At 62.3% G+C, this 12719-nt stretch carries 13 protein-coding genes; 10 read left to right on the top strand and 3 right to left on the bottom strand.

The genetic code is table 11. The features are described 5' to 3' along the window. Positions 1-14: 14 nt before the first annotated feature. On the bottom strand, positions 15-704 hold the full coding sequence (locus GL284_RS09310; RefSeq protein ID WP_155044326.1) for a PIG-L deacetylase family protein: 690 nt from the start codon (positions 702-704) through the stop codon (positions 15-17). A 531-nt stretch (positions 705-1235) separates the two neighbouring features. On the opposite strand from GL284_RS09310, the gene GL284_RS09305 reads away from it, so the two are divergent. From GL284_RS09305 to GL284_RS09285, 5 genes are all read left to right on the top strand, one after another. After that, positions 1236-1943: a sugar transferase gene (locus GL284_RS09305; RefSeq protein ID WP_230383004.1), complete on the top strand. Its 708-nt coding sequence runs from the start codon at positions 1236-1238 to the stop codon at positions 1941-1943. A 279-nt stretch (positions 1944-2222) separates the two neighbouring features. Beyond that, positions 2223-3578: a lipopolysaccharide biosynthesis protein gene (locus GL284_RS09300; RefSeq protein WP_155044325.1), complete on the top strand. Its 1356-nt coding sequence runs from the start codon at positions 2223-2225 to the stop codon at positions 3576-3578. Further along, positions 3575-4645, top strand: coding sequence for a glycosyltransferase family 2 protein (locus tag GL284_RS09295; RefSeq protein WP_155044324.1), 1071 nt, complete (start codon positions 3575-3577; stop codon positions 4643-4645). Before GL284_RS09300 ends, GL284_RS09295 begins: the two co-directional genes overlap by 4 nt. Next, positions 4635-5531 carry a glycosyltransferase family 2 protein gene (locus GL284_RS09290; protein ID WP_155044323.1) on the top strand — a complete coding sequence of 299 codons (897 nt, stop codon included), beginning with the start codon at positions 4635-4637 and terminating at the stop codon, positions 5529-5531. The genes GL284_RS09295 and GL284_RS09290 overlap by 11 nt, the downstream gene beginning before the upstream one ends. After that, the gene (locus tag GL284_RS09285) at positions 5528-6754 is read left to right on the top strand and encodes a glycosyltransferase (protein ID WP_155044322.1); all 1227 of its coding nucleotides are present in this window, start codon (positions 5528-5530) and stop codon (positions 6752-6754) included. The genes GL284_RS09290 and GL284_RS09285 overlap by 4 nt, the downstream gene beginning before the upstream one ends. Here GL284_RS09285 and GL284_RS09280 read toward each other — a convergent pair. Then, entirely contained in the window at positions 6751-7026 is a 276-nt protein-coding gene (locus GL284_RS09280) for a hypothetical protein (RefSeq protein WP_196216751.1), read from the bottom strand. The genes GL284_RS09285 and GL284_RS09280 overlap by 4 nt on opposite strands. Positions 7027-7150: 124 nt before the next feature. Between GL284_RS09280 and GL284_RS09275 the strand changes: the two genes are divergently transcribed. The 3 genes from GL284_RS09275 to GL284_RS09265 are packed head-to-tail and all read left to right on the top strand — an operon-like array spanning position 7151 to position 8949. Beyond that, a complete protein-coding gene (locus GL284_RS09275; protein WP_155044321.1) occupies positions 7151-7624 on the top strand; it encodes an Lrp/AsnC family transcriptional regulator in 474 nt (157 codons plus the stop codon). 36 nt (positions 7625-7660) lie between these two features. Beyond that, the gene (locus GL284_RS09270) at positions 7661-8476 is read left to right on the top strand and encodes a thymidylate synthase (protein ID WP_155044320.1); all 816 of its coding nucleotides are present in this window, start codon (positions 7661-7663) and stop codon (positions 8474-8476) included. Continuing rightward, positions 8473-8949 (top strand): dihydrofolate reductase, encoded by a 477-nt coding sequence (locus tag GL284_RS09265; protein ID WP_155044319.1) that lies wholly within the window; start codon positions 8473-8475, stop codon positions 8947-8949. The genes GL284_RS09270 and GL284_RS09265 overlap by 4 nt, the downstream gene beginning before the upstream one ends. 7 nt (positions 8950-8956) lie before the next feature. Here the strand turns inward: GL284_RS09265 and GL284_RS09260 are convergent, their stop codons facing one another. Beyond that, entirely contained in the window at positions 8957-9739 is a 783-nt protein-coding gene (locus tag GL284_RS09260) for a 3-hydroxybutyrate dehydrogenase (RefSeq protein ID WP_155044318.1), read from the bottom strand. A gap of 228 nt (positions 9740-9967) precedes the next feature. On the opposite strand from GL284_RS09260, the gene GL284_RS09255 reads away from it, so the two are divergent. Further along, entirely contained in the window at positions 9968-10546 is a 579-nt protein-coding gene (locus tag GL284_RS09255; RefSeq protein WP_155044317.1) for an outer membrane protein, read from the top strand. A 297-nt stretch (positions 10547-10843) separates the two neighbouring features. After that, positions 10844-12700, top strand: a complete 1857-nt coding sequence (locus GL284_RS09250; protein ID WP_155044316.1) for an extracellular solute-binding protein — start codon at positions 10844-10846, stop codon at positions 12698-12700. Positions 12701-12719 lie beyond the last annotated feature (19 nt).

The following is a 12719-nucleotide window of genomic DNA, read 5'->3' as shown; positions in this document are numbered from 1 at the left end:
CCAGAAAACCCGGATCACATCGCGTGCTGGACGAGGAAATAGGCTTCCCAGTAGCGCGGCAGATACTCGGCGGCTCCCGATGGACGCGAGAAGTTGATATCCCAGCGCCGTGACCTGACATCCACATGTTCGCGGCGCATGTAGTATTTGTGGCTCTGCGATTCATGCATGGCGATCGCGGCGGCCTTGGTCTCATAGTCTTCGGTGATGTCGACGAACCAGTTAGGGCGGAACGTCATGTCGTGGTCGATCCCCTCGCCCAGCAGCAGGGTGGGACGCCATGGCGCACGGCGGACGGCGATCTGCACCGCAGCCTCGACCGCCACGTGGTCCTGATGGCTGGTGCGGTTGTCGCCCGTGAAATGGGTCAGCACGATATCTGGCCGCCACTCTTGCATCAGGCCTTCGATCCAATGCACCAGATCGCCCGATACCGTGACGAACCCGTCCGAGAAATCCCCGAAGATCAGCTCGGCGCCGATACTTTCTGCAGCGCGGCGAGCCTCATTCATTCTGTCCCAGGATGCGACATCCGCACCGTTTTCGCCGCGCGTGACGACGACCATGGCAATGCGCCAACCTTCGCGGCGAAGCTTGGACAGCAAACCAAAACAAGAAATCTCTGCATCGTCGGGATGTGCGAAAACAGTAAGCGCGGTGCGCTGAACATCAGGGGAAAATAAGCTTGGAGACATGTGGTCCATCTTACTCGCTAAAACACATAATCGGCAAAGATGCGCCTATGCAGGCAGTGTTGGACAACGCAGGGCATCTGTCGATATCCAATTGATCCGAAATCAGTAATACTATCCCAAAGGGCAAGTATCAACGGCTAATAAATAAGCAGTGTGACTTATAAAAATACCACACAGGCGAATATCCGCCTGTTGAAAAATTTTGCGCTTGGCAACCAAAGGTTGAATGTCGCTCACATAATCTACCCTCCAATTCGGTAAAATTTTAATGTTTTCAGAGATGCGGAGGATAAAATTAAAATAGTGCGCAACTGTCATTTAAGAGAAATGCAATTCTTGGATGCAGTGCTGCATCAGATTCGTCCGATCTTCGCTGCCCTGCAGCAAAATTTTGCCGAACTCAGCAGTTTTCCGCCAAGCTGCAATTGACAGCCTTCTGCATCAGGGTTCACTTTCAGGTCAGAACTACTGTTATTTATCCGGGCGATAGAGTTTTCTTCCTTCCCCGAGCTTTGGCGCATGTTTCAGGAGCGAGTATCAATGTTGTCTGACGCCGTAAAAACGACCCCCGACGCCATGGACAGACATGCTTTGGGGGCGCAGCCGCGTCTAAGCCCCGGGCCGGTTTCGGGCCGCAACTGGTACAACGTGGCGGGCAAGCGCACGCTGGACGTGACCGGTGCTTTCACCATTGGCATGGTATTCCTGCCGATCATTCTTGTCGTGGCATTTTTCGTTAGAATGCAAGGTAAAGGCATGATTTTCGGTCACGAGCGCGTGGGCCGGAACGGGCGGAAATTCCGCTGCCTGAAGTTCCGCACGATGGTTCCCAATGCCGAACAGCGCCTGCAAGACCTGATTGCAAACGATCCCATCGCCCGCAAGGAATGGGAAGAGCATCGCAAGCTGGACAAAGATCCGCGCATCACCAAACTGGGCCAGACGCTGCGCAAAACCAGCCTTGATGAGCTGCCGCAGCTGTGGAACGTGATTCGTGGCGACATGAGCCTGGTCGGCCCCCGCCCCGTCACCGCGCCCGAACTAGAGCGTTATGGCGAATCTGTTCATCACTACCACGCCGTCCGGCCCGGCCTGACCGGCATGTGGCAAGTCAGCGGGCGCAACGATGTGTCTTATGACGAACGGGTCCGGCTTGACCGCGATTATGCGCAGTCACATTCGCTGACGAAGGATATCTCTATTCTCGCCCGGACCGTGATGGTCGTTGTTGGGGCAACCGGGAAATGAACGGAACGGCGGTCCTTCGGGCCGCCGGTTTCTTGTTCTGCCTGACAAAAATCGCACCTGCTGCGAAAACATTCGCAGCAACAACGACGACCGCAAGTGTCGCAAGGGGCCCTGTGCCCGCGAAACCGGCCGCCAGCAAACCGGCGACCGCACCTGCGACAATTCCTGTGAGAAGAATGCCAAACATGATACTGCAATCTAAACACGAGTTGCAGATGTTGGCCAGCCCCGCATTGCCTGCTGGGCCTGACCTTTACGTCAAATTTTCCGGTTTCAGCCATGGTTAAGTTTCTGGGGAAACGCATGGGCAGCGACCATTCCGGCGGTCTGATCGATTCGCTTCTGCTGATCGTCGCCCGGATCGGAGCGAATGTGCTGACGCTGGTCTGGACGCTGCTGCTGGTTCGGCTGCTGCAGCCCGAGGCCTCGGGCCATGCGTTGCAGGCGATTTCGGTGGCGCAGATCATCTCGATCATGATGACGCTGAACCTTGAATCCGGCGCCATGAAGGTTGTCGTGCCCGCGCGCCATGACGGGCAGCTTGAAAAGGCCGCGGGCTATATCCGCTTCAACCGCCAGCTTGTGATGATGATGACGCCGGTCCTGCTGGCCATCGTCGGGCTGATTTATGCGGTCGGGATTGCCGTGCCCGAAACCCCGGCGACGGTCGCTGCGATGGTGCTGGCCATTGTGCTGGTGGCCATGGCCCGGCTGACCGCCCGCCATGCCTCGGCGCTTGGTGTGATGCGCAAGGGGCTGATGCCGCGCCTGCTGACCGGGCCTGTTGTGCTGACGCTGGGACTGGGACTGGCCTGGCTTGCGGGTCTGCAGATGCAGCCATGGCATGTCGTGCTGCTGTTCGCCCTGTCCGAGGGCATCACGGTTCTGATCCAGAACCGCCTGCTGCGCGACGATTTCACCTTTCTGCAGCATACCCGCAGCGACCGTTCGGAATGGCTGGGCTGGACCAAGCTGGGCATCTGGCTGACCCCCGGCCTGATCATGACCGAATACCGCAAGGCGATCCTGATCGCGACGGCCGGCCTTGTGCTGACCGGCACCGAGACCAGCCTGTTCGCCGTCGCCTTCTCCATCATCAACATCATCAATTTCGGTGTCGTCGCCGTCGACGTGGCCTTCAGCCCGCGCATCGCGCAAGCCATGGCAGCGCGGGCCGATCAGCGCCGCGACAAGCTGCTGGCCAGCTCGGGCGCGATCAAGCTGGCGGGGCTGTTGCTGGGCGCGGTGCTGGTTCTGCTGTTCGGCCGCATGGCGCTTGGCTGGTTCGGGACCGAGTTCCATGACGCCGGCCCCGCGCTGCTGATCATGCTGCTGATCCCCGCCACGTCGGTCGTTTTGGGACCGGCCACGGTGCTGATGTCGTCGCGCGGTCTGGGCCGGCAGGACTTTACCGGCAATGTGATCGGCGCCATCAGCTGCGTCGTGCTGATCTGTGCCTTTGGCGCGCTTTGGGGCGTCGTCGGCGCGGCCATCGGCGCGGTCATGGCCAATCTGCTGGGCCAGATCGCCATGACGGTGCTGTGCCGGCGCAAGCTGGGCGTGGACCCGACGTTGGCCACGCTGCGCCACCTGTTGCCGGGCAACACGGATGGCTCGAAAACGGTGTCGCCATGAACCAATTTGCCTCGATCAACGACACTGACCAAGACACGGGCCACGCCATCCGTGGCGATGAGGTGCTGATCGTCGTGCCCACCCTGAACGAGGAAACCGCGATCGAGCCCTGCCTGCGGTCGCTGCTGACCGGCGATCCGCGATTGCGGCATGTCGATATCGTCGTGGCCGATGGCGGCAGCCATGATGCCACGCGCCAGATCGTCACCCGCCTGTCGCAGGAATTTCCCAATCTGCGGCTGATCCATAATGCCGGTCGGCTGCAATCGGCGGGCATCAACCACGCCGTCGAATTCTGCGCGCTGCCGCGCCACCGCGTCATGCTGCGCGCCGATGCCCATGCGCTTTATCCCCCGGGCTATGCGATGCAGGCGGCGGATATGCTGGTCGAAAAGGGCTGCGCCTCGGTCGTGGTGCCGATGGATTCGCGCGGGCAGAGCTGCTTTCAGAAGGCCGCCGCATGGATCGTCGACACGCCGGTCGGTTCGGGCGGATCGGCGCATCGCGGCGGGCGCGCCTCGCGCGAGGTGGATCACGGCCATCATGCCGCCATGGATCTGGACTGGTTCCGCCGCGTCGGCGGCTATGACCCCAGCTTCAGCCATAATGAGGATGCCGAGCTGGACCACCGCATTCGTCTGGCGGGCGGCCGGATCTGGCTGGCGGCAGAGTTGCGGCTGGATTACTGGATGCGCCCGACCCTGCAGAAGCTGGGGCGGCAATACTGGAACTATGGCCGGGGCCGCGCGCGCACCGTCACCAAGCACGCCATGCGTCCGCGCTTGCGTCAGATCGCGCCAGCGGTCAATCTGGTGCTGATCGCGGCCGGGCTGCTGCTTGTGGCACTTGGCGCGCTTGCGGGTGCGTCGGGTCTGGTCTGGCTGGGGCTGTTCTGGCCTTTGCTGTATCTGGCTGTTCTGGTCGGCGCTTCGCTGGCCATGACCTTTCGCCATTCCAGCGCCTGCGGGCTTTGGGCTGGTCCCGCGCTTGCTGCCATGCACATCCCTTGGGGCGCCGGTTTCCTCAGCGGGATGATTTTCAAACGGAGCCAGACCCATGCGCATTGATATCCTGATGTGCACGTTCCGCCGCCCTCAGGTCGCGGAAACCATTGCATCCATCGGCAAGCTGCGCGGGGTCGACCAGCATGAGCTGCGCCTTGTCATCGCCGATAATGACGACACCGACAGCGCCCGGCAGGTCGTGACCGAGGCGGCGGGGCTGCTGCCCATTCCGCTGGTCTATGTCCATGCGCCGGCGCGCAATATCTCGATCGCGCGGAACGCCTGTCTGGATGCGGCGGGCGATGCCGATTGGGTTGCCGGGCTGGATGACGATGAAATCGTCACCCCCGACTGGCTGGCCGAGATCCTTGATGCCGCCGTCAAGGCGGGCGCGGAATGCGCCATCGGCAAGGTGATCGCCGACTATCCCGCCGACACCCCGCATTGGGTGCGCGAGCTGGACTATCACTCCAGCTATCCGGAACTGGAAAAGGTGCCGACGGCCAACAGCGGCAATGCCATCATACGCTGGAAAGGCATGCCATGGGTCAATGAGCGTTATGATCTGGCGCGCGGCACCACAGGCGGCGAGGATACCGAATTCTTTCTGCGCCTGTCGCGCATGGGGATGCGCATGGTCGCAGCGCCCAAGGCCACGCTCAGCGAATCGGTGCCGCCGAACCGGCAGACGCTGGAATGGCTGGCCAATCGCCGCTTCCGCATGGGTCAGACCCATATCATCACCGCGCCGACGCCTGTCGCGCGGGCCAAGCTGCTGGTGACGGCCAGCGCCAAGGCCGCTTATTGCCGCATTCAGGAACGCCGCCACGCCGATGACGAAACCAAGCGCAATTTCTGGTTCCTGCGTGGCCAGTTGCATCGCGGCGTCGTCACCGCGCTGACCACCGACCGCCCGCAGGCCCAGCTTTACGGCGGCGATCCGGCATGACCCCGATCCAGCCCGAACAGGCGCAGGGGCTGCGCATCGCGGTCTTTGGCTTCGATGTGGCCGAGGCTTCGCAGATCCGCCGCATCCGGGCGCTGCGGGCGCTTGGCTGCGAGGTCACTTCCTTTTGCCAGCGCCGCGAGGGCAGCCCGGATTTCAGCCCGGAATGGCAGAACATCGACCTTGGGCTGGTCAAGCATCAGGACATCAAGGGCCGGGCGCTGGGGCTGGGCGGCGCGGTCCGCCGCGCCATGTCGCAATGGCGCGTGCTGGCGGATGCGCAGCTGATCATCGCGCGCAATCTTGACCTTGCGATGATCGCCCTGACCGCCCGTCGCCTTGCCGCCCTGCGTGCCGGGCGGGCCGCTGCGCCGCTGGTCTATGAATGTCTGGACATCCACGACCTGATGACCGCGTCCGGCCGCAAGGGCCGGATCATGCGGCTGGCCGAACGCCGCGTGCTGGCCAATGCCGCGCTGCTGGTGGTGTCCTCGCCCGGCTTTGTCGAGAATTACTTCGCGCCGATGCAGGGCTATCGTGGCCCGGTGGCCTTGGTGGAAAACAAGCTGTGGCTGGGACTTGATCCCGCCGCCGCCCCTGCCCGTCCGGCGATGCCCGACCCCAAGCCCGATGATGCGCCGATCACGCTGGGACTGGTCGGGTCGATCCGCTGTCAGGCCTCGGCCGACTTGCTGTTCCGGACGCTTGATCTGATGGGCGACCGGCTGCGCCTGCGCTTTTCCGGCGCGCTGCACGATCATGCGCTGACGAATTTCCGCGATGAACTGGCCAAGCGGCCCAATGCCGAATGGACCGGCCCCTATCGCTACCCCGATGGGCTGGCGCAGGCCTATGCGGGCTGCGATCTGGTCTGGGCACAGGATATGTGGCAGCGCGGCACGAATTCGGATTGGCTGTTGCCGAACCGGATCTATGAGGCAAGCTGGTGCGGCTGCCCGCAGATCGGTTTGTCCGACACTCAGACCGGGCGGCGCATCGCGCAGGACGGGCTGGGCTTCACCATTCCCCGTCCCGATCCGGCAGAACTGGCGGCGCTGCTGTCGCGCCTGACCCGCGCCGATCTGGCGCAGGCGCGGCAGGCCCTGCTGGCCCGCCCGGCCACCGATTTCGTGCAGTCCCCCCAGGAATTGCTGCCGGTGCTGGCCCCCGCCATCACCCGGCGCGGCGGGCCGTCTGCCCTGGCGCGTCCGCAACCGGCGCGCTAATTCGGGCGCTCGGTTCCGGTCCGGCCCAAGCCTGCGGTTTCAGGCGCCTGCCCCGACAGCCCGACCGGATCGACCTGCGCGATCCATTTGCTGCGGTCGCGGTCTTTCAGCAGATCCTCGACCGCCTGACGCGGCGTGGCGGTCAGGAAACTGATCGGCTTGCCGTTCAGGCGCGGCACTTCGCCGGTGCGGCGATCAATCAGGCGGATCGCGAACAGCGGCGCCCCCGGTGCGGCATTGCTCAGCGCGTGCAGCGGAAATCTTTGCATCATGGCCATGGCTCCCTTGTTGTCCCAGCGGTAAAAATTCATGAGCGATAAATACACGACATTGCTTATCGTTTATAGGTAGAATAATCTCCTCCCCGATAGCCAAAGCTGACAGGGGTTGGAAAATATGTCTGATCTGGACCTGATCGACCGCAAGATCGTTGCTGAACTGATGCGCGACGCAACGCTTCCCATCTCGCAAATCGCGGAAAAGGTGGGGCTGTCGCAGACGCCCTGCTGGAAGCGAATTCAGAAGCTTGAGGCGAATGGCGTGCTGACCGGCCGCGTGGCGTTGGCAAACCCGTCGCAGTTGGGTCTGGGCATCGTCGTCTTTGTCGAGATCGAGGCCCCGAATCATACCGTGGAATGGCGGCAGGATTTCACCAAAGCTGTCGAGACGCTGCCCGAGATCATGGAAGCCTATCGTATGGCGGGCGATATGGACTATCTGCTGCGGGTGGCGATTTCCAGCATGGAAGCCTTTGATATATTTTACAAACGCCTGACCGATGCCGTGCCCATCAAGAACGTCACCTCGCATTTCGCGATGGAGCGGATCCGCTTTACCACCGCCTATCCCATCGACACGCGCAACCGCTAGCCTTAAGCCGAAGCTCTGACGACGGAAGGATGGACCATGCGCCAATATCTCGACGCACTTCGCACCGTATTGGAGCAAGGCACGCAATCCACCGACCGCACCGGCACGGGCACGCTGTCGCATTTCGGCATGCAGTGCCGCTATTCGCTGGAGGATGGCTTTCCGCTGGTCACCACCAAGAAGCTGCATCTGCGCTCGATCGTGCATGAGCTGCTGTGGTTTCTGTCGGGCGACACGAATATCCGCTATCTGCAGGAAAACGGCGTCAGCATCTGGGACGAATGGGCGGATGCGCAGGGCGATCTGGGGCCGGTCTATGGCCATCAGTGGCGCCATTTCCCGACCCTGCGCGAAGCCGATGGCCGCGTCGTGGTGGGCGAGGTCGACCAGATCGCGCAGCTGATCGACCGCATCCGCAAGACGCCCGATTCCCGCCGCCTGATCGTGTCGGCATGGAACCCCGGCGAGGTCGACCAGATGGCCCTGCCCCCCTGCCATACGCTGTGGCAGGTGCGCATCCAGAAGGGCAAGCTGCATCTGCAGCTTTACCAGCGCTCGGCCGACATGTTTCTGGGGGTGCCCTTCAACATCGCCTCTTACGCGCTGCTGACGCATATGCTGGCGCATGTGACCGGGTATGAGGCCGGGGATTTCATCCACACCATGGGCGACGCGCATATCTATCTGAACCATCTGGATCAGGTGCAGACGCAGCTGTCCCGCGCCCCCCGCCCGCTGCCCCGGCTGCGGATCGCGCGGCAGGTCGATTCGATCTTTGATTTCCGCTTCGAGGATTTCGAGTTTCTGGACTATGACCCCGCCCCCGCGATCAAGGCTCCGGTGGCGGTATGATCTCGCTTGTGGTGGCGCGGGCGCGCAATGGGGCGATTGGCCGCGACAACGACATCCCGTGGCATTCGCCCGAGGATCTGCGCAGCTTTCAGCGCGAAACGCTGGGCAGCGCCGTGGTCATGGGCCGCCGCACATGGGACAGCCTGCCTGTCAAACCGCTGAAGAACCGCATGAATATCGTCGTCAGCCGTGATGCCGGGCTGGCCGAACATGTTGCAGCCAGTGTTGCGGATGCCATCGCCATGGCGCAGGCCGCAGGCTATACCCGCATCAACGGCATCGGCGGACAGGCGATCTATCGCGAGATGCTGCCGCTGGCCGACCGGCTGCTGGTGACCGAGGTCGATCTGGACATCCCCGATGCCGATGCGTTCTTTCCGGCCTTCGACGAAGGCGACTGGAAAGAATTGACCCGCCGCACCTTGTCGGGCGACGGGCCGGGTTGCGTGCTGCGCGAACTGATCCGCCGCTGAGGCCGCGTTACAGCGCCGTCCAGCCGCCATCGACGGAAATCGCCGTGCCGGTGATCTGGTCGGCGGCGGCCGAGCACAGGAAGACCGCCGTGCCGCCCATCTGTTCGACCGTGGCGAATTTCCCCGAGGGCTGCCGCTCCAGCATGACCTTTTCGATCACGTCTTCGCGCGACATGCCGGTGGCCTTCATCTGATCCGGGATCTGCTTTTCCACGATGGGCGTCAGCACATAGCCGGGGCAGATCGCATTGGCCGTGACGGCATCCTTGGCGGTTTCCAGCGCCGTCACCTTGGTCAGCCCGACGATGCCGTGCTTGGCGGCGACATAGGCCGACTTATAGGGGCTGGCCGTCAGACCATGCGCCGAGGCGATGTTGATGACCCGTCCCCAGCCCGCCTTGCGCATCATCGGCAGCGCCACGGCGGTGGTGTGGAAGGCCGAGCTGAGGTTGATCGCGATGATCGCGTCCCATTTCTCGACCGGGAATTCCGGGATCGGCGCGACATGCTGGATGCCGGCATTGTTGACCAGAATATCGCAGGTGCCGGCCTTTTCGATCAGCGCGCGGCACTCATCGCCCTTGGACATGTCGGCCTGGATATAGCGCACCTTGACGCCATGTTCCTTGGCCAGCTTTTCGGCCAGCGCGTGATCTTCGGGCGCATCGGTAAAACTGTTCAGGACCAGATCCGCCCCGGCCTTCGCCAGTTCGACCGCCACGCCAAGACCGATCCCGGAATTCGAGCCGGTCACAACGGCGGTCTTGCCGCCAAGGAATTTCTGAAACATCGCCATCTCCTCACCTGATGCTGCGCGTGCAGCATCGGAAATTCTTCGCGCAAGAACAAGTCCGGGACCGGGCAGAGGTTCCGTGCAAGCCAAGGATGGCTGCCATGCGAAATCCGGGCGGTCACCGCCTTCTCACGCTGCATCGCGAATGTTTGACACGGCGTGGGCTGGTCCCTGAAAGCCGTGGTGCTATGCAGACGCTCCGATCTAACATTCCGGAATATCACCATGAAGATTGCAGCTTACGCAGCCCTCGCCACCATCGCAGCTTCGGCGTCGGCCCATGCTGGCGGCTACGTCGCCCCGGTCGTCGAAGCGCCGGTCGTCGTCGCGCCCACGCCCGTCACCGTCGACGCCAGCGACTGGACGGGCTTCTATGCCGGTCTGCAGTACAGCAAAGGCAATGCCGAGCCGAACTACGCCGCAGACGAGGACTTCGATTCATACGGTCTGCACGGCGGCTATCTGCGCGACTTCGGCAAATTCGTTGCCGGTGGCGAACTGTCCTATGACAAGACCGATTTCGACAATAGCGGCGACGCCGATCTGTGGCGCCTGCGCGCCCGCGCCGGTTACGACATGGGCCGCTTCCTGCCCTATGTCACGCTGGGGGCGGCCCATGTCAGCGGCGACAACGACCTGTCGGAAACCGGCGTGACCTATGGTGTCGGCGCCGACTTCAAACTGACCGACAAATTCACCGTGGGTGCGGAATATTCGCGCGCCGACTTCAAGGATGTCTTCGACGTGGACAACGCCGATATCGACACCGATCTGGTGCAGATCCGCGCATCCTATCGCTTCTGATTGCGGCTGACGCATTCGTGACCAGCTTGGCGCCCCCGAAACTCCGGGGGCGTTTTGCATGGCGCAGACAGGATTTTCTGCCTGTCGCGCAGGGCTGATACAGAACAAAAAAAGCGCCCGCACAAGGCGGGCGCAAGTCATGAGGCAGGTTTCATACAGGCAAGAAACCTATCGAGCAGTGAGATATCTATACGCTTTTCCCCAGTTGAGTCCAATGGGTAAGTTTGCCCTCTGGTAAACGCGCGGTTATTCTGATGTGCAACAAAACCAGCGACCCGAAAATCAGGGCCATCGAGCATGCGATTCTTCAGATTCTCCCGTGAATCCGCGATCTGGCGGGCGCTCGCGCTTAGCGTGTGTGTTGCATCCATGCCATTGGCAAGCCCTGCCGAGCCCAGCCATGCCATTGCAATGTATGGAGAACCTGCGCTGAAGCCGGGCTTTACCCATCTGCCCTATGCCAATCCCGACGCGCCCAAGGGCGGGACGATTCGACTGGCAGAATCAGGCACGTTCGATTCGCTGAACCCCTGGATCCTGATGGGCAATCCGGTCTGGCCGATCTTTACCCAGCCGGGCCTTCTGGCCGAGCCGCTGATGATCCGCTCGATCGACGAGCCGTTCACGCTTTACGGGCTTCTGGCCGAAAGCGTCGAGACCGATGCGGCGCGGTCATGGGTGGAATTCACCCTGCGCCCCGAGGCGCGGTTTTCCGACGGATCGCCGGTGACGGTCGAGGATGTGATGTGGTCGTTCCAGACACTGGGGACCAAGGGGCATCCGCGCTATACCAGCACATGGTCGCGCGTCGAAAAGATGGAACAGACCGGCCCGCGCTCGGTCCGGCTGACCTTCAACACGCCCGACCGCGAACTGGCGCTGCTGATGGGGATGCGCCCCATCCTGCAAAAGGCCCAGTGGCAGGGGCGCGACTTCGACAGATCCGGGCTGACCGTGCCCATCGGTTCGGGGCCCTATGTCATCGACCGGGTGGATGCCGGGCGGTCCATCACCTTCCGCCGCAATCCCGAATACTGGGGCCGCGATCTGCCGGTGATGCAGGGGCTGAACAATCTGGATGTCATCCGCTACGATTATTTCGGCGATGCCTCGGCCATGTTCGAGGCCTTCAAGGCCGGTGAGATCGACCTGTGGCGCGAACTCGTCGCCTCGCGCTGGGACAGCAATTTCGATTTTCCCGCCATGCGTGACGGCCGCATGGTGAAATCCGAAATCGAGGATCACCGCCCCTCGGGGATTCAAGGGCTGGTGATGAACACCCGCGATCCGATCTTTGCCGATTGGCGCGTGCGGCAGGCGATGATCGAGGCGTTCAATTACCGTTTCATGAACATGACGCTGTCGGGCGGCAAGGATCCCCGGATCACCAGCTATTTTTCGAATTCCGAACTGGCGATGCAGCCCGGTCCCGCCACGGGCCGCGAGGCCGAGTTGCTGGAACCGTTCAAGGCCGATCTGCTGCCCGGAACGCTGGAGGGCTACGTCCTGCCGCCGGGCGGCGACCGCGCCATCGACCGCAAGGGCATCCGCGCCGCGCTGGACCTGCTGCATCAGGCGGGATGGACGGTGCAGGACGGGGTTCTACGCAACGACAAGGGCCAGCCCTTCGCGTTCGAGATCCTGCTGAACCAGTCAGGCAGTGCCATGCGCTCTTCTGCCGAGGTGCGGCAGATGGTGAACATCTTTGTGGAATCGCTGCGAAATCTGGGTATTCGCCCGCAAGTCACGATGCTGGACGCGGCGCAATATGTCGAACGCACCAACAACTATCAGTTCGACATGACATGGTATGAGCGCGGCCTGTCGCTGTCGCCGGGCAATGAACAATTGCTGTATTGGGGCGCAAAAGGCGTGACCGCGACAGGCACGCGCAACTGGATGGGGATGAATTCGCCCGCAGCCGAGGCGATGATCGCCGAGATGGGCCGGGCGACATCCGAGGCGGATTTTCAGGCTGCGGTCAGGGCGCTGGACCGGGTGCTGACGGCGGGACGTTACGTGATCCCGGTCAGCTCACCCCGGATTTCGCGCTTGGCGCATCGCGCCGACCTGCATTATCCTGAAAAGACGCCACTTTACGGAGATTGGCCCGGCTTCATGCCGGAAACCTGGTGGCAGGAAGAAAGGAAGTGAACGTGATCAGAACCGCAAC

Origin of the sequence: Paracoccus shanxieyensis, assembly GCF_009711265.1 — a bacterium.
GTDB lineage: Bacteria > Pseudomonadota > Alphaproteobacteria > Rhodobacterales > Rhodobacteraceae > Paracoccus > Paracoccus shanxieyensis.
The sequence above is the reverse complement of the archived record's forward strand: the minus strand, read 5'-3'. Positions and strand labels throughout refer to the sequence as shown.

Bases quoted from the DNA above. Each gene is read 5' to 3' on its own strand.
- GL284_RS09305 (WP_230383004.1), top strand. From the start codon at position 1,236: ATGTTGTCTGACGCCGTAAAAACGACCCCCGACGCCATGGACAGACAT.
- GL284_RS09300 (WP_155044325.1), top strand. From the start codon at position 2,223: ATGGTTAAGTTTCTGGGGAAACGCATGGGCAGCGACCATTCCGGCGGT.
- GL284_RS09255 (WP_155044317.1), top strand. From the start codon at position 9,968: ATGAAGATTGCAGCTTACGCAGCCCTCGCCACCATCGCAGCTTCGGCG.
- GL284_RS09310 (WP_155044326.1), bottom strand. From the start codon at position 704: ATGGACCACATGTCTCCAAGCTTATTTTCCCCTGATGTTCAGCGCACC.
- GL284_RS09280 (WP_196216751.1), bottom strand. From the start codon at position 7,026: ATGATGCAAAGATTTCCGCTGCACGCGCTGAGCAATGCCGCACCGGGG.
- GL284_RS09275 (WP_155044321.1), top strand. From the start codon at position 7,151: ATGTCTGATCTGGACCTGATCGACCGCAAGATCGTTGCTGAACTGATG.
- GL284_RS09285 (WP_155044322.1), top strand. From the start codon at position 5,528: ATGACCCCGATCCAGCCCGAACAGGCGCAGGGGCTGCGCATCGCGGTC.
- GL284_RS09250 (WP_155044316.1), top strand. From the start codon at position 10,844: ATGCGATTCTTCAGATTCTCCCGTGAATCCGCGATCTGGCGGGCGCTC.
- GL284_RS09270 (WP_155044320.1), top strand. From the start codon at position 7,661: ATGCGCCAATATCTCGACGCACTTCGCACCGTATTGGAGCAAGGCACG.
- GL284_RS09290 (WP_155044323.1), top strand. From the start codon at position 4,635: ATGCGCATTGATATCCTGATGTGCACGTTCCGCCGCCCTCAGGTCGCG.
- GL284_RS09265 (WP_155044319.1), top strand. From the start codon at position 8,473: ATGATCTCGCTTGTGGTGGCGCGGGCGCGCAATGGGGCGATTGGCCGC.
- GL284_RS09260 (WP_155044318.1), bottom strand. From the start codon at position 9,739: ATGTTTCAGAAATTCCTTGGCGGCAAGACCGCCGTTGTGACCGGCTCG.
- GL284_RS09295 (WP_155044324.1), top strand. From the start codon at position 3,575: ATGAACCAATTTGCCTCGATCAACGACACTGACCAAGACACGGGCCAC.